General features: G+C 26.5%; 17 protein-coding genes. 1 reads left to right on the plus strand and 16 read right to left on the minus strand.

Annotated features, from left to right (window positions below; all coding sequences use genetic code 11):
- The 5 genes from ACKTSI_RS03955 to dnaE form a co-directional block, all read right to left on the minus strand.
- Entirely contained in the window at positions 1-1,002 is a 1,002-nt protein-coding gene (locus tag ACKTSI_RS03955; RefSeq protein WP_068472271.1) for a glycosyltransferase family 2 protein, read from the minus strand.
- Positions 1,002-1,706, minus strand: coding sequence for a sugar transferase (locus tag ACKTSI_RS03960; RefSeq protein ID WP_311526163.1), 705 nt, complete (start codon positions 1,704-1,706; stop codon positions 1,002-1,004). The genes ACKTSI_RS03955 and ACKTSI_RS03960 overlap by 1 nt, the downstream gene beginning before the upstream one ends.
- A gap of 61 nt (positions 1,707-1,767) precedes the next feature.
- A complete protein-coding gene (gene pyk, locus ACKTSI_RS03965) occupies positions 1,768-3,519 on the minus strand; it encodes a pyruvate kinase (RefSeq protein WP_197415904.1) in 1,752 nt (583 codons plus the stop codon).
- Between the two features lie 13 nt (positions 3,520-3,532).
- Positions 3,533-4,492, minus strand: a complete 960-nt coding sequence (gene pfkA / locus ACKTSI_RS03970; protein ID WP_407862544.1) for a 6-phosphofructokinase — start codon at positions 4,490-4,492, stop codon at positions 3,533-3,535.
- Between the two features lie 10 nt (positions 4,493-4,502).
- Positions 4,503-7,871, minus strand: coding sequence for a DNA polymerase III subunit alpha (dnaE, locus tag ACKTSI_RS03975; protein ID WP_407862545.1), 3,369 nt, complete (start codon positions 7,869-7,871; stop codon positions 4,503-4,505).
- Positions 7,872-7,990: 119 nt separating this feature from the next.
- Here dnaE and ACKTSI_RS03980 point away from each other — a divergent pair, with 119 nt between their 5' ends.
- Positions 7,991-8,380 (plus strand): GrdX family protein, encoded by a 390-nt coding sequence (locus ACKTSI_RS03980; RefSeq protein WP_068472264.1) that lies wholly within the window; start codon positions 7,991-7,993, stop codon positions 8,378-8,380.
- A 357-nt stretch (positions 8,381-8,737) separates the two neighbouring features.
- On the opposite strand, the gene recA is transcribed toward ACKTSI_RS03980, so the two are convergent.
- From recA to ACKTSI_RS04035, 11 genes are all read right to left on the minus strand, one after another.
- Positions 8,738-9,883: a recombinase RecA gene (recA, locus tag ACKTSI_RS03985; protein WP_068472262.1), complete on the minus strand. Its 1,146-nt coding sequence runs from the start codon at positions 9,881-9,883 to the stop codon at positions 8,738-8,740.
- A gap of 15 nt (positions 9,884-9,898) precedes the next feature.
- Positions 9,899-10,441 (minus strand): CDP-diacylglycerol--glycerol-3-phosphate 3-phosphatidyltransferase, encoded by a 543-nt coding sequence (gene pgsA, locus ACKTSI_RS03990; protein ID WP_068472260.1) that lies wholly within the window; start codon positions 10,439-10,441, stop codon positions 9,899-9,901.
- The gene (locus ACKTSI_RS03995; RefSeq protein ID WP_407862546.1) at positions 10,425-12,779 is read right to left on the minus strand and encodes a DNA translocase FtsK; all 2,355 of its coding nucleotides are present in this window, start codon (positions 12,777-12,779) and stop codon (positions 10,425-10,427) included. The genes pgsA and ACKTSI_RS03995 overlap by 17 nt, the downstream gene beginning before the upstream one ends.
- Before the next feature lie 14 nt (positions 12,780-12,793).
- Entirely contained in the window at positions 12,794-13,225 is a 432-nt protein-coding gene (dut, locus tag ACKTSI_RS04000; protein ID WP_068472256.1) for a dUTP diphosphatase, read from the minus strand.
- 81 nt (positions 13,226-13,306) lie between these two features.
- Positions 13,307-14,464, minus strand: coding sequence for a hypothetical protein (locus tag ACKTSI_RS04005; RefSeq protein ID WP_407862547.1), 1,158 nt, complete (start codon positions 14,462-14,464; stop codon positions 13,307-13,309).
- Between the two features lies 1 nt (position 14,465).
- Positions 14,466-15,011, minus strand: coding sequence for a prepilin-type N-terminal cleavage/methylation domain-containing protein (locus ACKTSI_RS04010; RefSeq protein WP_407862548.1), 546 nt, complete (start codon positions 15,009-15,011; stop codon positions 14,466-14,468).
- Positions 14,983-15,324 (minus strand): prepilin-type N-terminal cleavage/methylation domain-containing protein, encoded by a 342-nt coding sequence (locus tag ACKTSI_RS04015; protein WP_407862549.1) that lies wholly within the window; start codon positions 15,322-15,324, stop codon positions 14,983-14,985. The genes ACKTSI_RS04010 and ACKTSI_RS04015 overlap by 29 nt, the downstream gene beginning before the upstream one ends.
- Complete coding sequence (locus ACKTSI_RS04020; protein WP_407862550.1) at positions 15,314-15,736, minus strand: type II secretion system protein; 423 nt, start codon at positions 15,734-15,736, stop codon at positions 15,314-15,316. The genes ACKTSI_RS04015 and ACKTSI_RS04020 overlap by 11 nt, the downstream gene beginning before the upstream one ends.
- A complete protein-coding gene (locus tag ACKTSI_RS04025; protein WP_288867650.1) occupies positions 15,729-16,073 on the minus strand; it encodes a prepilin-type N-terminal cleavage/methylation domain-containing protein in 345 nt (114 codons plus the stop codon). The genes ACKTSI_RS04020 and ACKTSI_RS04025 overlap by 8 nt, the downstream gene beginning before the upstream one ends.
- Before the next feature lie 67 nt (positions 16,074-16,140).
- Positions 16,141-17,376, minus strand: a complete 1,236-nt coding sequence (locus tag ACKTSI_RS04030) for an aminopeptidase (protein WP_407862551.1) — start codon at positions 17,374-17,376, stop codon at positions 16,141-16,143.
- A gap of 117 nt (positions 17,377-17,493) precedes the next feature.
- Positions 17,494-18,837 carry a hemolysin family protein gene (locus ACKTSI_RS04035; RefSeq protein ID WP_407862552.1) on the minus strand — a complete coding sequence of 448 codons (1,344 nt, stop codon included), beginning with the start codon at positions 18,835-18,837 and terminating at the stop codon, positions 17,494-17,496.
- Positions 18,838-18,919: the final 82 nt, after the last annotated feature.

An 18,919-nucleotide genomic window follows, 5' to 3' on the forward strand; every position in this document is an offset into this window, starting at 1 on the left:
CTAGTCCTCCTTATTATATGTTTTTAAAAATGATGGGATTTTCAAAAATCCTATCAATGTACCATATCCATAACTAATATGTAAAAGGAAAAATACAATTGGAAGTAATAAATTATATACATTGAATTTCCCTCTAAAAATTGAACATAAAGCCATCAAAACATTCACTATAAGATATGAACCGAATACTAATAAAAATAAATATTTGGTAAAAAATAGTGATATAACTGATACAAAAAGTGAAACTAAAAAAGCAAAAGGAATATAATGATATAAATTCAAACATTCCGGACAAACAGCTGTTGTAAGTCCTATCCACATTCCATTAGCCTTTTTTTGCTTAATCATTTTAGAAAGTGAATTTCTAGTATGTTGATATGAAACAATGTTATCATCATAGCAAAGTTTATAACCTGCTTTTCTAATTCTATAATGAAACTCATTGTCCTCTGTTCTTAATAGCTTTTCATTAAAAAATCCAACTTTTTCTAAAACTTCTCTTTTATACATAGCATGGAACATAGATTTTACATACTTTTTCCCTGATGCATTTCTAAAAGGTGCAATTCCACTACCAAACATTGATGATTCTGCCTCTAAAAGCATTTTTTTATAAGCAGTATCTTCATCAATTATATTCGGCCTTCTTCCTCCAGAAACGTCCTCACCCGATTCTATATTTTTAACATTTTTTTCAATAAAATCTTTAGGAATGGAAGAATGTGCATCAATTCTAACTAATACATCTCCAGTAAAATTTTTTATAACAACATTCCAACCAGCAGATTGAATTTTTTTAGGATTATCAAAAATTTTAACATCTAAAAAATCATTGTTTTCTTTAAATTCTTGCATAACATTTTTTGTGTTATCAGTTGATAAACCGTCAACCAAAATTATTTCAATCTCATTATGTGGATATGTTTGTAATTTAAAATCTTCAAAAAGAGAAGGTAAAGTTTTTTCTTCATTTAAGGCAACAACACCTATACTAACTTTCATTATTTAGACCTCCCCAAAAATACAGATAAAAATGTTTTAAACATAATTTTTATATCATACCAAAAGGAAAATTTTTCAATATATTCTATATTGTATTTCATTTTATCCGGCAAAATATAATTTATATAAATATCATCAACACTTATATTTTCATTTAAATGCTCTGATATGATTTCATCTTCATCTTTATAATTTATGCTAGAATATGACGTAAGTCCTGCAGGTAAAAGTAATGTAGCATACATATAGTCTGAATACTTTTCAACATACTTTGTAACCTCCGGTCTTGTTCCTACAAAACTCATATCTCCTAAAAATATATTAAAAATTTGAGGAAATTCATCTAATCTATATTTTCTTAAAAATTTTCCAACTTTAGTTATTCTTGAATCAGATTTAACAGTTACAAGTGTTCCCATTTTGTCAGCATTTGAAACCATTGTTCTAAATTTAAAAATTCTAAACTTTTTACCATAAGTTGTAACTCTTTCCTGTCTATAAAACACAGTTCCTTTTGAATCAAGTTTTATCGCAATTGAAATTATAACTATTGGAATAAACAAAATTATCAAAATTATAACAGAAAGAATAATATCTGATATTCTTTTAAAAATCAAACTACAACTTTTTTTTGAAACTATTTCATAATATTTTTTTACAGAATCATTTTGAAATTCTGTAGGTAAATTTTCGTATTTTATCAAAATATTTTCTCCTTAATTAAACATCTGTAATATAATAACATATATTTAAAATAAAGTAAAATTAAAGAACTTTAACATCTCCATCATATACTAATCCACCAGCTGTATCTATTGTTACGAGTTGTTCGTCTTTTATTATATTTGTTGCATTTTCAGCTCCAATAATTGTTGGAATATTAAAATGTAATGCAATTATAGCAGCGTGAGAAGTAAGGCCTCCTGTTTCAACTATAATACCTGATGCTCTATCTAAATATTCAACAAATTCTCTATCAGTAAATTTAGCAACAATTATATCTCCATCTTTAAATTTATTTTTTAAATCTTCTTCTGTTCTTATTACACAAGTTTTTGCAGTTATAGATTCTTTTCCAATTCCAAATCCTTTTATTAAAACTTTTCCAACCGTATGAACCTTAATTAAATTGGTTGTTCCGGCAACACCAACAGGTATTCCGGCTGTTAATACAACAGTATCTCCATCGCTAATATAATTTGCTTTTAATGTAGCAGAAATAGAACGTTCAATAACTTCGTCTGTATGTTCAGATTTTTCAGAAAGAAGTGTAGAAACTCCCCAGAAAATCTGTAATTTTCTTCTAACTTTTTCAGAATAAGTAACAGCAATAATATCTACAAATGGTCTAAATTTTGAAATTGAAATTGGTGTAATTCCTGATGCAGTAGCACATATAATTGCTTTTGCTCTCAAATTTTCAGCAATTTCTTTTGTAGATAAACTAATAGAATTCATTGTATTTAATGAATCATCTCTGTCTTTATTTTTTATACTATTTTGAAAATCGAAAGAGTTTTCTGTTGTTATAGCTATATTATTCATAACTTTAACTGCATCTTTTGGATATTTACCCGCGGCAGTTTCTCCTGAAAGCATTACGCAATCACTTCCGTCAATAATTGCATTAGCAACATCAGTAACTTCTGCTCTAGTTGGTCTAGGATTTCTAATCATAGAATCTAACATTTGAGTGGCTGTTATTACAGGCTTTCCAATTAAATTACATTTTCTAATTATTTCTTTTTGAATTTTAGGGATAAATTCTGTTTTAATTTCAACTCCTAAATCTCCTCTTGCTACCATTATTCCATCAGATGCATCAATAATTTTATCAATATTTTCTACACCCTCTTGATTTTCTATTTTTGAAATAATTTTTATTTCAGAATTATTTTCATCTAAAATTTTTCTAATTTCATATACATCTTCCGGTTTTCTAACAAAAGATGCTGCGATAAAGTCTAAATCATTTTGTATCGCAAATAAAATATCTGATTTATCTTTTTCTGTAATTGATGGTAAATTTATTACTTCATTAGGAACATTTACACCCTTATTGCTTTTAATTACACCATTATTTTTTACTAAACATTTTATTTCTTTATCTGTTTTAGAGATAACTTCCATTTCAACTAAACCGTCATCAACTAAAATTGTTCCTCCAACTTTAACATCGTCAGGTAATAGTTTATATGAAACTGAACAAATTTCTTGATTACCTAAAACTTCTTCTGTTGTAAAAGTATAAGTATCCCCTGCTTTTAAATTAACTTCATCAACACTAAATTTTCCAAGTCTTATCTCAGGACCTTTAGTATCAAGCATTATGGCGATAGGTAAATCTAATTGTGTTCTAGCCTCTTTAATATTATTAATTCTAATTTGATGTTCTTCATGACTTCCATGTGAAAAGTTTAATCTACAAACATTCATTCCATTAAGCATTAATTCTTTTAAACTTTCAACTGAATCTGATGCAGGTCCAATTGTACATATTATTTTTGTCTTTTTCATAATCTCTCTTCTCCTAAATAGATAATTCATCAACTATATCATATAAATCTTTGTTAAATGTCTTTTTATTTTCAACTGCCTCTTCAATAGAAACATATTCTATCTTATTATTTTTAACTGCCAATGCTAAATTTGTTTTATCTTCTAATAATAATTTAACAGCAACACTTCCCATTTGACTTGCAATAATTCTATCAAACGAACTCGGTGTTCCACCCCTTTGGATATGCCCTAGAACAGTTACTCTTGTATCTATATTTGTCTTTTCTTGAATTTGTCTTTTAAGCTCATAAGGACTTAAAATTCCTTCAGTTAAAACAATTATATGATGCAGTTTTCCTCTTTTTCTACCACAAATTATTTTATTACAAACTTTATCCAAATCAAAATCAACTTCAGGAACAATTATACTTTCAGCTCCACCTGCAAGTCCTGAATGTAAAGCAATATCTCCACATTTTCTTCCCATAACTTCCAAAATATTTGCCCTACCATGAGAAGAAGAAGTATCACGAAGTTTTGAAATAGCATCTATAACAGTATTTACAGAAGTAAAAAATCCTATTGTATAATCTGTATATCCCATATCATTGTCAATCGTACAAGGTATTGCAATTGTCTTTATTCCTCTTTTACTTAAAATATTAGCTCCTCTAAAAGTACCGTCTCCACCAAGTACAACAAGTCCTTCTATTCCATTATCATATAGATTTTTAATAGCCTTTTCTTGACCTTCTTCAGTCATAAATTCTTTACTTCTGGCACTACCTAACATTGTTCCACCCTTTTGAATAATATCGGCAACACTAGAGACATTCATTTCAAAAATATCCCCTTTTATAAGTCCATCATAACCAAACTTTACACCATAAATTCTAATATTATGATATATGCAAGTTCTTACGACAGCTCTTATTACAGGATTCATTCCCGGAGAATCTCCTCCACTTGTAAGAATAGCAATTTTTTTCAAAATATACCTCCTAATTAATTCGAAAACAATCTTTCCCAAAATTATTTTCCAAATCAACAATTAATCTTTCATTTTTTAAATCAAATCTATTTTCTAATTTTAAAGTTTTATTAGTAGATGAAATATATATAATAACAGGATTTATTCCTTTGTATTTTAAAGAAAATTCTCCAAGCTTTCTTTTTGATTCATCATCTAAACTATCCAATTTTATATACAACTTTTTACTATAAATTTCATCAATTTTATTCGCATCGATTATCGTAAAATTAGTATTACCAAATGAATTTACACTAACTTTAACCGATATTTCATAAATATTTCCTTTATAAATATTTAAATCTTTTACATCTAAAAGCTCGATGCTACTTGAAAAGTCTTCTACATTTACAGTTTTTAACATCTTATTTTTCTTATTTCTTCTTGTCTTTACAGAATTTACATAAGTTATTATCTTATAAATACCTTTATCTAAAACCTTTAAATCATCTAACTTCATATAATTTTTAGACTTTATATATTCTTTATAGTCATCTAATGGATGTGAAGAAATATAAAAACCTAAAATTTCTTTTTCAAATTCTAAAATATCATCTTTTGAAAATTTTTCAGACTTAACAAATTTTTCTTGCATAAAATCTGAACCTATTAGCGAAAGCTGACCCGACAATTCATTTTTACTTTTTGAAACTATTTGTGTAAACAAAGTTTCGCAAGAATTTAAAATTTCAATTCTATCCTTTTCAATTTCATCAAAGCCACCAGCTTTTATTAAATTCTCAATAGACATTAAATTCATATTTTTTGATTCTTTTAATCTTTCTAAAAATTCTTTAAAACTTTTAAAAGCACCATTTTTTCTTTCTTCTATAATATCTTTTGCTAAAAGTCTATTGAAACCTTTTATTTGTGAAAAGCCTATTAGCATACATTTTTTTTCCGTACTAATCTTATAAAAACTTGAATTAACACTTGGGAGTAAAATTTTTATTCCCATTCGTTTTACTTCTTGAAAATAAGTAAAAAATTGTTTTTCATAATTTATAACAGAATTAAGTAGGCAAATCATATACTCAAGTGGATAATAATATTTTAAATAGGCAGTTCTATACGCATTTAAAGAATAGCAAGCACTATGTGATTTATTAAAAGCATAATTTCCAAACTCAACAATCAAATCAAAAATATTTTTTGCAAGTTTTTCATCAACACCATTTCTAATACATCCTTTGATTTTTACACTTCCGTCTAAATTATCCATACCATAAATAAATGTTTGACGATTATGCTCCATAATATCCATATGTTTTTTTCCGATTGCTTTTCTTAAATTGTCGGCTTGCCCCCAAGTATAACCAGCAAGCTCTCTTGCAATTTGCATAACTTGTTCTTGATAAACAATAATTCCATAAGTAGATTTTAAATATTTTTCTAAACGTCTATCTAAATATCTAATTTCTCTAGGATTTTTCTTATTTTTTATATAATTCGGTATCTGATTCATAGGACCCGGTCTAAAAAGAGAGTTAGCAGCAACTAATTCATCAAAATTATCAGCTTTTAAATCCTTTAAAAATAGCCTCATTCCAACACTTTCAAACTGGAACACACCAATAGTATCAGCCGTTCTAAATAAATTTAAAACATTTTTATCTTTTAAACTTATTTTTTCAATATCAATATCTACATTATAATTTTTTTTAACCAGTTTTATAGTATCATCAATTACAGTAAGAGTTCTAAGACCTAAAAAATCCATTTTTAAAAGGCCTAACTTTTCAAGTTCTGTCATATTAAATTGTGTTACAATATTTTCTCCACTTTTAGAAAGTGGAATATACTCAGTTAATTCTTCTTTTGTAATTACAATTCCGGCTGCATGAATTGAAATATGTCTATGAAATTTTTCAAATTTTTCAGAAGTATTTATCAATTTCTTTATATCGACATCTTCATCATACAATCTCTTTAATTCAACACTATCTCTTAACGCAGATTCAAAAGTAACGTCTAAATTATTCGGAATAAGTTTTGCAACCTTATCTACAAGTGATAACTTATAACCTAAAACTCTACCAATATCTCTAACACCTGCCCTTGGTTTCATTGTACCAAAAGTTACGATTTGTGAAACATGATTTTTACCATACTTTTGAATTACATAATCTATAACCTCTTCACGTCTTTCATTACAAAAGTCTATATCAAAGTCAGGCATAGAAATTCTTTCGGGATTTAAAAATCTTTCAAAAATTAATTCATATTCAATAGGGTCAATATCCGTAATCTCTAAGCAATATGCGATAATAGAGTTGGCACCCGAACCTCTTCCTGGACCTACCGGAATTTTATTTTTCTTAGCAAAGTTTACAAAGTCCCAAACTATAAGAAAATAATCAGTAAAACCCATTTTATTTATAACCGAAAATTCATAATCGACTCTTTTTTTTATCTCATCAGTTATATTTTCATATCTTTTTTTCATTCCCTCGATGATTATACTATACAAATAATCTTCCTTTGTACTAAATCCATCAGGAATTTTATATTCAGGCAAATGATATGTTGAAAAATCAAATTCAACATTACATCTCTCAGCAATCATCTTTGTATTGTAAATTGAATCTTGTAAAGAAGAAAATATTTTTAACATCTCTTCCTCACTCTTTAAATAATATTCAGCGCCTACAAAAACATCTTCTTTCAATTCGGATAACAAAATACCCTTAGAAATACATCTTGCGATTTTAAACAAATTAAAATCCGTATTTTCCAAGTAATGAACATCATTTGTTACAACGGTATTAACATCAATTTCATTTGCAAATTCTAAATATTTATTAATCATTAATTCATCATTTTCTTCGAAATGAAAATTAAGCTCTAAAAATAAATCTTCTTTGTTAAACATACTCTTGAAATTTAACATTTCATTTTTAGCACTCAACATATCTCCGGAGTATAAACATTTACGAATGAAACTTCTCTTTGAACCAACAATTAAAATTAAATTTTTTGAAAATTTTTCTAACTCATCAAAAGTTATAAATTCCCGATTTCTATTTTCAACAATATATAAATTAGAAACTAATTTACATAAATTCTTATATCCTTGACTATTTTTAGCCAATAAAATCACATTATAAAATTCATTATTTGGATATGACAAAGTAATCTCACAACCAATAATGGGCTTTATAGAATTTTTTTTACATCTCATATAAAAATCTATAACACCATACATATTATTGTAATCAGTAATAGCCATAGCTTTAAAATTTAATTTTTTAGCCTTATCTATTAACTTTTCCATTGGATTATAATTATTTAACAAACTATATTCCGTATGAACATTCAAATGTACAAAATCATTAGCCAAAATCATCACCTCTACTAAGATTTTACCATATTTTCAATATTTTTTAAATATATTTATCTAAGCTCTTTATATTTTTATGTTTTTATGTTACAATCTTATAGTACGAAGGGAGAAATGATATGAGATTTACATTAATAACTAACAACATTGACTTGTATGAAAAAGTAAAACACAAAAATGATTTAGACATAATATTTGACGAAAAATATACATACGGAGATATTTTAGACATAGTTAAAAAGAAATTACAAGACGGATATGAACTTTCTACTCACCCACTTTGTGGAAGTATAAAACCTAATGAAACACCTTATAGGTCAATATTAATAACAAAAACAAAAGAATTAGACGTTAATGGAATTATAATAATTGACGAGGCAATTGAAACATACAAAAAATTCCAAAACAATATGAAAACTCCACTATGGATTGATAGAGTATTAAGAGATTTCAGATATGTTGACTGTAACATATTAGTTCAAACAATAGAAAAATTAGGAATAGAATAATATACGAAAAAAGGATAGCTACTAATTGCTATCCTTTTGTTATATATTATTTATTAATTTCTTTCAAAAAATTTTTTATAATATCTTGATATTTTTCTTTTCCTAAAATTTGTCTGGATTCTGCATGTCCTGCTCCTTTTATTATATGGCATTGACTATATTCGTAATGAATTTTCAACATTTCAATGCTATTAGATGGTAATATAAAATTATCTTTATCTCCATAAATAAAACATAATTATTTTAATTAATTATTTCATACTAATTTTCTCCTTTAATTTACATCACATAATATAGCATTCAACAAACATATTTAAACTAAAAAAGATGAGAATAAAATCTCATCTTTTCAAAATATTATTCGATTATTAAATCATCTAATAATAATTCTTCAGCATCTTCTATTTCTTCATCTTCTAAAGTTTCTGTTTCAACTTCTTTTGGAACATCTTTCTTTTCGTAATCAATTCCATAAGATGCATAAATTTTTTCTTTTACTTCTTCTAAAAATGCAGGGTGTTCTTCTAAATAAACTTTAGCTTTTTCTTTTCCTTGTCCAAGTTTTATATCTCCACAGCTGTACCAAGCACCTGATTTTTTGATTATATTTTTATCTGCTGCCATATCAACTATTATTCCAAGTTTTGATATTCCTTCGCCAAATATTATATCAAATTCACAAGTTTTAAATGGAGGAGCCATTTTATTTTTAACAACTTTTACCTTTGTCTTTGCTCCATAAGGTTCATTATCTCCTTGTTTTAATTGTTCAGCACGTCTTATATCAATTCTAACACTTGCATAGAATTTTAAAGCTCTACCACCAGTTGTAGTTTCAGCCGGACCACCACCTGCATAAGGATTAGTTGAAATATTTGACCTTAATTGGTTGATGAAAACTACTGTTGTGTTTGATTTTGAAATTATACCAGCTAATTTTCTTAATGCTTGACTCATAAGTCTTGCATGTAAACCCATATGAGAATCTCCCATATTTCCTTCAATTTCTGCTCTTGGAACAAGAGCGGCAACAGAGTCAACTATAACTAAATCAATTCCTGAACTTCTAACCAATGCCTCAACAATAGCAAGAGCTTGCTCTCCTGTATCAGGTTGTGATATAAGTAAATTATCTACATCTACTCCTAATTTTCTTGCATATTCAGGGTCTAATGCATGTTCTGCATCGATGAATGCAGCAACTCCACCAGTTTTTTGTGCCTCTGCTATTATGTGTAAAGTCAAAGTAGTTTTACCGGAAGATTCAGGACCATAAATTTCTACAATTCTTCCTTTAGGTATCCCACCAATTCCTAATGCAATGTCTAAGTTCATAGCACCAGTGCTTATTGATTCTATATTTATTTTTGGGGCATCACCCATTCTCATTATGATTCCTTTTCCAAAATCTTTTTCAATTTTTTCAAGGGCAACGGATAATGCTTTTTTTCTTTCGTCCTTATCTTCTATTCTTTCAAACTTTTCAGTTTTTTTAGTAGCCATAAATTCCTCCTTTAATTAAATATTTTTTAAATCTAAAACTTTTATATTTTTCCAAATATAATCTACTGCTGAAATAATTGTAAACACAACAGATATATACCACAAAATCATATCAATATTAAACGGAATTTTAATTATTTGTGTTGAATTTAAAAGTATAAAACTTATAGCAAAAAGTTGAGTTATAGTTTTAACTTTTCCATAAATACTTGCTGATATAACTATTCCATTTGATGCAGCAACTAACCTAAATCCGGAGATTATAAACTCTCTTGCTAAAACAATGCAAACCATCCACGCCTCAACTTTTCCAAATTGAACTAACATAACAAGTGCAGAACAAGCCAAAATTTTATCGGCAAGTGGATCCATAAATTTACCAAAAGTGGTAACTAAATTTCTACTTCTAGCTAAATGTCCATCTAACATATCCGTTAAAGATGCAACTACAAAAATTAAAAATCCTAAAATATTATTTATTCCTAAAATTAATAAACTAGCAATAAAAATTGGTACTAAAAATATTCTAAATAAAGTTAATTTATTCGCTATATTCATTATTATCTCCTTTCAGCTTGTCAAAATAATCAAAACCTATTAAAATCTTTCTAGGTTTACTTCCCTCTTGTTTTCCAACAATCATTCTGCTTTCCATTTCATCGATTATTCTACCTGCTCTAGCATAGCCAATTTTCATTTTACGTTGCAACAATGAAATTGATGCTGAATTTTCTTCTAAAACAATTCTAACTGCATCGTAAAATAAATCATCAACATCGTCTTCTTCATCAACAGTATTTGCCACTTCTGACTCAATATTTTTTATGATTTCTTCATCATAAAATACTTCTTGCATTTGCTCTTTAATGCTGTCAACAACATCTTCAACTTCACTATCAGAAACAAAGCAACCTTGTATTCTAATAGGTTTAGAAACTCCGGAAGGATTAAATAACATATCGCCTTTCCCAAGTAATGTTTCTGCGCCTGATGCATCTAAAATAGTCCTTGAGTCGATTTGTGAAGAAACTTGGAAAGATATTCTTGACGGAATATTTGCCTTTATAGTTCCTGTAATAACATCAACAGAAGGTCTTTGTGTTGCAACTACAAGATGAATACCACAAGCTCTTGCCATTTGTGCAAGTCTGCAAATATATGATTCAACTTCATTTGCACTTACCATCATTAAGTCTGATAACTCGTCTATTATTATAACTAGGTATGGTAATTTTTCCAATTCATTTGTTTTTTGCTTTTCATTATATCCTTTAATATCTCTAACTTGATTGTCGGAGAATAAAGTATAACGTCTTTCCATTTCCCTAACTGCCCAATTTAAAGCAGCACTTGCCTTTTTAGAATCTGTAACAACAGGTATTGCAAGATGAGGAATTTTATTATATATCTTCAACTCTACAACTTTTGGGTCGATTAAAATCATTTTTACATCTTCAGGAGAAGATTTATATAAAATACTCATTATAAGCGTGTTAATACAAACAGATTTTCCAGAGCCCGTTGCTCCTGCAATTAATATATGTGGCATTTTATCTATTGAAGAAACAATTATTTCTCCTGAAATTGTCTTTCCTAAAGCCATTGGCATTTTAGATTCAGAATTTTGATATTCTTTTGAAGACAATATTTCTTTTAATGATACATTTTCTTTTAATGTATTAGCAACTTCAATTCCTATTACAGATTTTCCTGGAATCGGCGCCTCAATTCTTATATCCGGTGAGGCTAAAGCAAGAGATAAATCATCTGTAAGATTTACAATTTTATTTACCTTAACGCCCATATCCGGTTGCAATTCAAAGCAAGTAACTGTTGGACCTTTATTTATCCTAACAACCTTAGCTCCTACTCCAAAACTTTTTAAAGTAGTTTCTATTTTTTTTGCTCTTTGTTTTAAAGTTGATTCTGATTCAGTTTCTTTTGTTTCACTACCTTTAAGTAAATTTAAAGATGGAATTTTATATTCTATCTTCTTTTTTTCGGTAGTTGTCTTTATATCCAGAATTTCTTCTTTTTCATTAGAAATTTTGTTAGACAATTTAGTATCTTCTTTAATATCATCATCAGGAAATAAGTTAAAGCTATCTAAAAGTTCTTCTTTTTCTAATTTTTCATTTTCAATTTCCTTTTCTTCTATAAAATTGTCATTATGATTTGAAACAATTATCTCTCTTTCTTCAAAATCATCAACTTTTTCAACAAATTCCTCATTTTCAACAAGATTTAAAACTTCAACTTCTTCATCGTTCTTTTGTTCTTTTTTTAATGCCTTTTTTTCCTTATATTTTGAATATTTTTCATTAATAATAACAAAAAGTTTTAATATATAACCTTTTATAATTTTTAAAAAGTCCATAAATGTAACATCTAAAAAAGATAAAATTAAAAATAGACCAATCATAAAAGTAAAAATATAAAGACCTATAGTTCCAATCATAATATTATAAAAATATCCTAAAATAGCTCCTATATATCCACTTCCACTTCCTTCAGCTGACAATGTTTTTGATATTGCCAATTTTATTGATAAATTATTGGAAGAATTGTTTGATAAATCTACTATCGCCATATAATTAAAAAATAATAGCAAAGACATAATACAGCGATTTTTATTTTTTTTATTCATTTTATTAAACAATACAACTAGATAAATTATTTCCATTATAAGTAAAAATAAAAAATATGTATTTCCAAAAAATCTTTGAAAAGTATTTTTAATAAAATTTCCTAAAAAACCTGTATTACCAAAAAAAGAAAATACAATAAAAAAAGAATTCAAAAAAAACAATCCTAAAATAGTATTCTTTAAAAATTTATCTTCTTTAACCTGCTTTCTCTTATTAGTTCCTGTTCTAGTTTTTCTCTTTTTTTCCATATTTTCCCCTAAATTTAATAACCTGTATGTCCAAATCCACCTTCATCTCTGTCGGTATCAGAAAGTTCTTCTACAAGTTTAAAATCAACTTTTTCATATTTTGCAATTATCATCTGAGCAATTCTATCATTATTTTTTATAACATATTCTTTATCAGAAATATTTACAATTAAAACCTTTATTTCTCCTCTATAATCACTATCTATTGTTCCAACACCGTTTGCCATAGTGATTCCATGTTTTAAACTCATTCCGCTTCTAGCTCTAATTTGTCCTTCATACCCCATAGGAATTTCAATAAATAGACCAGTTGGAACAGCTATTCTTTCAAATGGTTTAATAATTAAATCTTCATCTAAATTAGCTCTTAAATCAAATCCAGATGCTCCTTTTGTTGCATAACTAGGATTTTCGTTCTTACTTTTATTTATAATTTTAATATCCATAATATCCTCCGATATAATAATTTCAATAGTTATAGTATATCAAATTTGTATAATTTAAGCAATCTTTAAAAATGAATAAAATTATTTAATATCTCCTTTTTCAATCTTTTCCAAGTAAAAATCATCACTAATTTTGACAAAACGTGAAGTTATATCAAGAACATCAGGTAAAAATTTATATTTACTTTTTAATTTATTTTTAGAAAATAAAACACCTTCAAAAACAAAATCAAAATTATCTTTTAAAGAATTATTTACAAATACCCCTTGAAGTTTTGGAACCTTATTTGTAGTAATAATTTCAACTAAATCTCCACCGATTTTTAAATTTGTATAAATTTCTGTATAAATATTTAAATCAAAATACAATTTATCTTCGACTTCAATATTTACAAGATAATTTTTATAATCTCTTATACATTTTGAACTTTGTAACAATAATTTTTCTATAAAATCATCTCTTGACAAATCTTTTAAATCATTTTCTTTAACAAATCTATCAATATCACATAAATCTAAATCAAAATCTTCAAGCTCTATTTTTTTATTAGAAAAATAAAATTTTTGTAATTTTAAATATTGAGAATTATCTATAAAATAAATATTTCCTTTAAAGTCATAAATTCTAAAATCACCCGAGTAAGTATCTTGTATCTCATCACTAAAAATTCTATCATATAATTTTGAAAAATCTTTATCCAAACTAAAATAGAAATCATCTCCCAAAAATTTAGCTTTTCTATCAATGAAATTTTTAAGTTGTAAGTCAAGTAAATAATTTTCAATTCTTTTTTTATCTACGATTCTATATTCTAAAGTTTCTCCATTTTTACTTAATTTTAAAAAAATTTCATATTTACGAACAAATTTAGGCTTTTTACTTTTTTTAGTAAAAAAATTTATGTCTCGTTTTGATTTTTGACTATTCAAAGTCAATTTATATTTATCAAAATTTTTAGAAAAATCAGTTATATTATTTAATTTTAACAGCTCATAAATATCTATATTTAAACTAAAATTTTCTCTCTTAATCAATTTACTATTAATAAAATTAATAGTAGCTTTTGTACTTAAAATTTCCTCAAAATTTATTTTTTCGATTTTTTTAGAAAATTCCAATTCTTTTGAATTTTTATGATTATGAGTAGAAATAGTTCTATGATAAATAGAAAAAAATGCAATTATTAGCAAAGCAAATATCAACAAAACAATTGGCATAACATAAGACTTTCTTTTCATATCAATTTTCCTCACTCAAATAATAAAATTTATCTAAATTTTTCAAAAATATATATTTAACATACTCTTTTCTCTTAAAAGACATTTTTAAAATTAAACAATCATTAAAAAATTCAACGTCAAAAAAATCTAAATCATCAATCAATTTATTACTACCAGAATGAATTGAATTTAAAATGTCTTTAGATATTCTATCTATTGAATATTTATCTTTATATTTTTTCTTTTTATATGTTATCTCATTTACTTTTGAGATACTATGATTAGGATTTTCACTTAAAAAAGAATTATAACTATATTTTTTTATCTTTATTTCATCAGAGCTAACCTTAATATCAATAGAATTAGAAATTTCATTTTCCATATAACTCATAGCATAATTTATTTGTTCTAATTTCGAATAATTTTTTCTTTGATTCAAATTTATAAAATAAGTTCCGAAGAAAATTTGCATACAACAAACTATAATTATACTAGAAATTACAATAGTTATTAAAAGTTCTAGCAAAGTGAAAGATTTAACTTTTTTTAGATATATAAAATTCATAAAATTTCTCCATATTATCCTTTAAAACAATTTTTATATGATACAACTCTCCTAAATCTGAAACTTTAATATCATACTTTTTTATATCTATGTTAGTTAAAATATCTTTATTTCCACTAATATTACTTTTTAATTGTATTACTGTATTTTCAACATCTGTTAATTGTAAAAAATCTTTATTATTTTTATTTTGAATATTTAAAAAATTATTAATTCCAGCTATTATATATATGCTAATTATAGCTAAAATTAAAATTGAAAAGACGCATTCAATTAAAGTAAAAGCTCTGTTTTTTAAAAATTTAATTTTCATCTTTAACTACATTTACAAAACCCGTTGCAGGCCTTATCCTTATTTCATAATTTTCTTTTTCATAAGAAAATTTAAAAGTCTTTCCCTCACTAGGAACTCCGTTTATATTAAAATTTAATTCAATACTATTTAATATATTTAAATTTTTACAATGTATTTCTTTAAAAACATAATCTTTTGAATAAATATTAAAAACTTCATTTTTAGCATCAGTCTTTAAAGTAACAACTTTGCCTGTTTCTATAGAAAAGACTTTTGCATTTTCAATACTTTCTGCTATTAAATTCAACTCCTCAATAGCTATTGTTTTTTTATTATTAACAAAATTAACCTTAATAACCAAAACCATAACTGATATGATAGCCAAACATACTATTAATTCTATAAGAGTAAATGCTTTCTTCTTAATCATCTTTTTCAACTGTTGGCGTTACTACTATATCACCATTTTTAACTTGAACGCTATAAGCTGTTCCTTTTATAGATTTAGGTAACTTAGGAATTTCTTTTATATATTTTTTACTTACCAATTCTTCAGTTATATCAACATCTCCTTCAACTTTTTCTTCAGTTAAATATCTAAGCCCTGCTACCTCTAATACTCTAACATTTGCAGAATGTGCTGTTTTATCAGCCTTAACTCTTGAATTGTTATATCTAGGAACAGCTATTAAAATTAAAATAGCAAGTATAGCTATAACAACTAAAAGTTCGATAAGTGTAAATGCTTTTTTCTTTAATTTTTTCATTTCAAATCCTCCTAAATAAAATAAATATGTATAAAAAAATTGCAGATAAAATCCCTGCAATTAATTTCTAATTTGACCAATTTCCGTTAGTAAATACAGGAATTTCTTCTCCATCTTTAGTTATTCCAACTATATTTAATGTTTCATCTCCAACCATAAAGTCAACATGAACTAAACTATCATTAGCTCCTTTTTCTTTAAGCTCTTCATTAGTCATTTTTTCTCCACCTTCCAAACAAGTTGGATAAGCTTTACCAAAAGCTAAATGGCATGACGCATTTTCATCATAAAGAGTTTCAAAAAACATTGTATTTGTATTTGAAATTGGAGAATCAAAAGGTACTAAAGCAACTTCTCCTAAAGATAAAGCTCCTTCATCAGTTTCTAATAAAGATTTTAAAACTTCATAACCTTTTTTTGCATCATAATTAACAACTTTTCCATTTTCAAATTCTAACTTAAATTCATCTATTATATTTCCGTTATAATTTAAAGCCTTTGTACTATAAATTACACCATTTACACCATCTTTATGTGGAAGTGTAAAAACTTCTTCCGTTGGCATATTTGCAGTAAAACTTACACCCTTAGCATTAAATCCGCTACCGGCTGCATTCCAAATATGTCCTTCTGGCAACTCAATAGTTAAATCAGTACCTTTTTGACTTGAATATTTTAAATATTTAAATTGTTTCTCATTCAAATAATTAGACCTTCTACTCAATTCATCAATATGTTCTCTCCAACCTTGAATAGAATCTCCTTCTCCAATTCTTGAAGTATAGAAAATTAATTCCCAAAGTTTATTAACAGCATCTTCTTCATCAAGCTCAGGAAATACAACTTTTGCCCATGCAGGAGTTGATGCACCAATAACACACCAAGAATTTCTATCTGACATAAGAGAAGTAGAAAAATATTTCATCGCTTTTGAATTTGCAACACTACTTGCTTTAATTTTTTCAATATCTAATCCTTCTAAATTATTTGGGTCATTTCCTACAACAGAAATAAAAACAGCATCACTGTCAATATAATCAGCATATTGGTCAATAGTCCATCGTTTCACTTCAGATAAAGTTTCAACACTTGCATATTTTAACTTATGTCTTGTTATAATATCATCTCTCCAAACAACATTAACATCACCTGCACCAGCCTTATATGCCTCTTCAGTTAAATTGCGAACTAAATCCTTTGCATCTATATTTGCTCTTATAACTACTAATTGTCCTTCTTGAACATTAGCACCAACTCTAATAACAGTTTTTGAATACTTTTGTAATTTTTCTTTAAAATCCATAACCCTCTCCTTATATATACTAATATAATTATTATACACTATTTGATTAAAAATGCAAATTGAAAACTTAATTTCATAAAAAAAGCAACTTCTATTTCTAAAAGTTACTTTAAAAATTTATTCTTCATCTTCATCAGTTTCAACAACTTCTTCTTTAGGAAGAGTTATTCTAACTTTTTTAACTCTATGCTCGTGAATTGATAAAATATTATAAACTACACCATTATCTTCAACAGTAAGTTTTTCTCCATCATTAGGAATGTATCCCAAAAGATACATAAGCATTCCACCCAAAGTATCATAATCTTCAGTATTTTCATCAAGCTTTAGATTACAAACATCATTAACCTCTTCAATATCACAAGCTCCGGTTGCAATAAAATGTCTATCATCTATTTTCTTAATAGCCGGATTTGTTTTTTTATCATATTCATCATCTATCTCGCCCATAACTTCTTCAATCAAGTCTTCCATAGTAACTATACCGGTAAAACCACCATATTCATCAATTAATACAGCCATTTGATTTCTAGAATTTTTAAGTTCGATAAACAAATCATTTATATTTTTTCTTTCAGGAATAAAATATGCAGGTCTTAAAATATTTCTTATATTAACATTTTTAAAACCAACCCTATATGCCTCTAAAAAGAAATCTTTAATATATAAAATACCAATTATATTGTCAATATCATCTTCATAAACAGGAATTCTTGAATATCTCATTTCCATTAAAGTTTTAAAATCTTCATCTGGGTTGTCAATATCAATCATAAATACTTCTGTTCTTGCCGTCATAACTTCTTCTGCTAAAATATCATCAAAAGAAATAACTCCGTCAATCATTTCACGTTCAGTTGGATTTATTATCCCTTGCTCTTGCCCAACTTCTACAATTGATTTAATCTCTTCAAGAGTAACTTTAGCCTCAACTCCTGTTGTAGGTATTGAAAAAATTTTTAAAACAATATTTGTAGATAAAGATAGCAAATAAACAAATGGACTCATGATTTTATATACAAAATTTATAGTTCCAACTGAAAACAAAGCAAATCTTTCTGCATTTTGTAAAGCGATTCTTTTAGGAACAAGCTCCCCAAAAACCAAACTAAAAAATGCTAAAATTATAGTTATTAATACAAAAGATACCCTATGTGCAAAAGGAATAGATAAATCTTCTAAAAAGTTCCCAAATTTAGCTGAAAGTCCAACAGCAGCAGATGCTGATGTAAAAAAACCTGCAAAAGTGATACCAACTTGAATTGTGGATAAAAATCTAGATGGTTCTTTTAAAAGTTTTTCAACCTTAATCGCCCTCTTATCTCCTTGCTCTGATAATGTTAACAATTTTTTCTTATCCATAGAAACAATTGCCATCTCTGATGCTGCAAAAAAAGCATTAATCAAAGTCAATAAAATTAAAATGATAATCTGAAAATAGACCTCGGGTCCACTATCCATAAATACGCCTCCTAAAATATAAAAAATATTCCAATAATATATTAAAATAAAATTTTCTTTAAATTATCATAATGTATTATAC

Source organism: Parvimonas parva (genome assembly GCF_045866535.1).
Lineage (GTDB): Bacteria > Bacillota > Clostridia > Tissierellales > Peptoniphilaceae > Parvimonas > Parvimonas parva.

Excerpts from the sequence above, each read along its gene's own strand:
- recA (WP_068472262.1), bottom strand. The coding sequence starts at position 9,883 with ATGGCTACTAAAAAAACTGAAAAGTTTGAAAGAATAGAAGATAAGGAC.
- pyk (WP_197415904.1), bottom strand. The coding sequence starts at position 3,519 with ATGAAAAAGACAAAAATAATATGTACAATTGGACCTGCATCAGATTCA.
- ACKTSI_RS04030 (WP_407862551.1), bottom strand. The coding sequence starts at position 17,376 with ATGGATTTTAAAGAAAAATTACAAAAGTATTCAAAAACTGTTATTAGA.
- ACKTSI_RS04005 (WP_407862547.1), bottom strand. The coding sequence starts at position 14,464 with ATGAAAAGAAAGTCTTATGTTATGCCAATTGTTTTGTTGATATTTGCT.
- ACKTSI_RS04025 (WP_288867650.1), bottom strand. The coding sequence starts at position 16,073 with ATGAAAAAATTAAAGAAAAAAGCATTTACACTTATCGAACTTTTAGTT.
- ACKTSI_RS04020 (WP_407862550.1), bottom strand. The coding sequence starts at position 15,736 with ATGATTAAGAAGAAAGCATTTACTCTTATAGAATTAATAGTATGTTTG.
- ACKTSI_RS04035 (WP_407862552.1), bottom strand. The coding sequence starts at position 18,837 with ATGGATAGTGGACCCGAGGTCTATTTTCAGATTATCATTTTAATTTTA.
- ACKTSI_RS03955 (WP_068472271.1), bottom strand. The coding sequence starts at position 1,002 with ATGAAAGTTAGTATAGGTGTTGTTGCCTTAAATGAAGAAAAAACTTTA.
- ACKTSI_RS03995 (WP_407862546.1), bottom strand. The coding sequence starts at position 12,779 with ATGGAAAAAAAGAGAAAAACTAGAACAGGAACTAATAAGAGAAAGCAG.
- dut (WP_068472256.1), bottom strand. The coding sequence starts at position 13,225 with ATGGATATTAAAATTATAAATAAAAGTAAGAACGAAAATCCTAGTTAT.
- ACKTSI_RS03980 (WP_068472264.1), top strand. The coding sequence starts at position 7,991 with ATGAGATTTACATTAATAACTAACAACATTGACTTGTATGAAAAAGTA.
- ACKTSI_RS04010 (WP_407862548.1), bottom strand. The coding sequence starts at position 15,011 with ATGAATTTTATATATCTAAAAAAAGTTAAATCTTTCACTTTGCTAGAA.
- ACKTSI_RS04015 (WP_407862549.1), bottom strand. The coding sequence starts at position 15,324 with ATGAAAATTAAATTTTTAAAAAACAGAGCTTTTACTTTAATTGAATGC.
- pgsA (WP_068472260.1), bottom strand. The coding sequence starts at position 10,441 with ATGAATATAGCGAATAAATTAACTTTATTTAGAATATTTTTAGTACCA.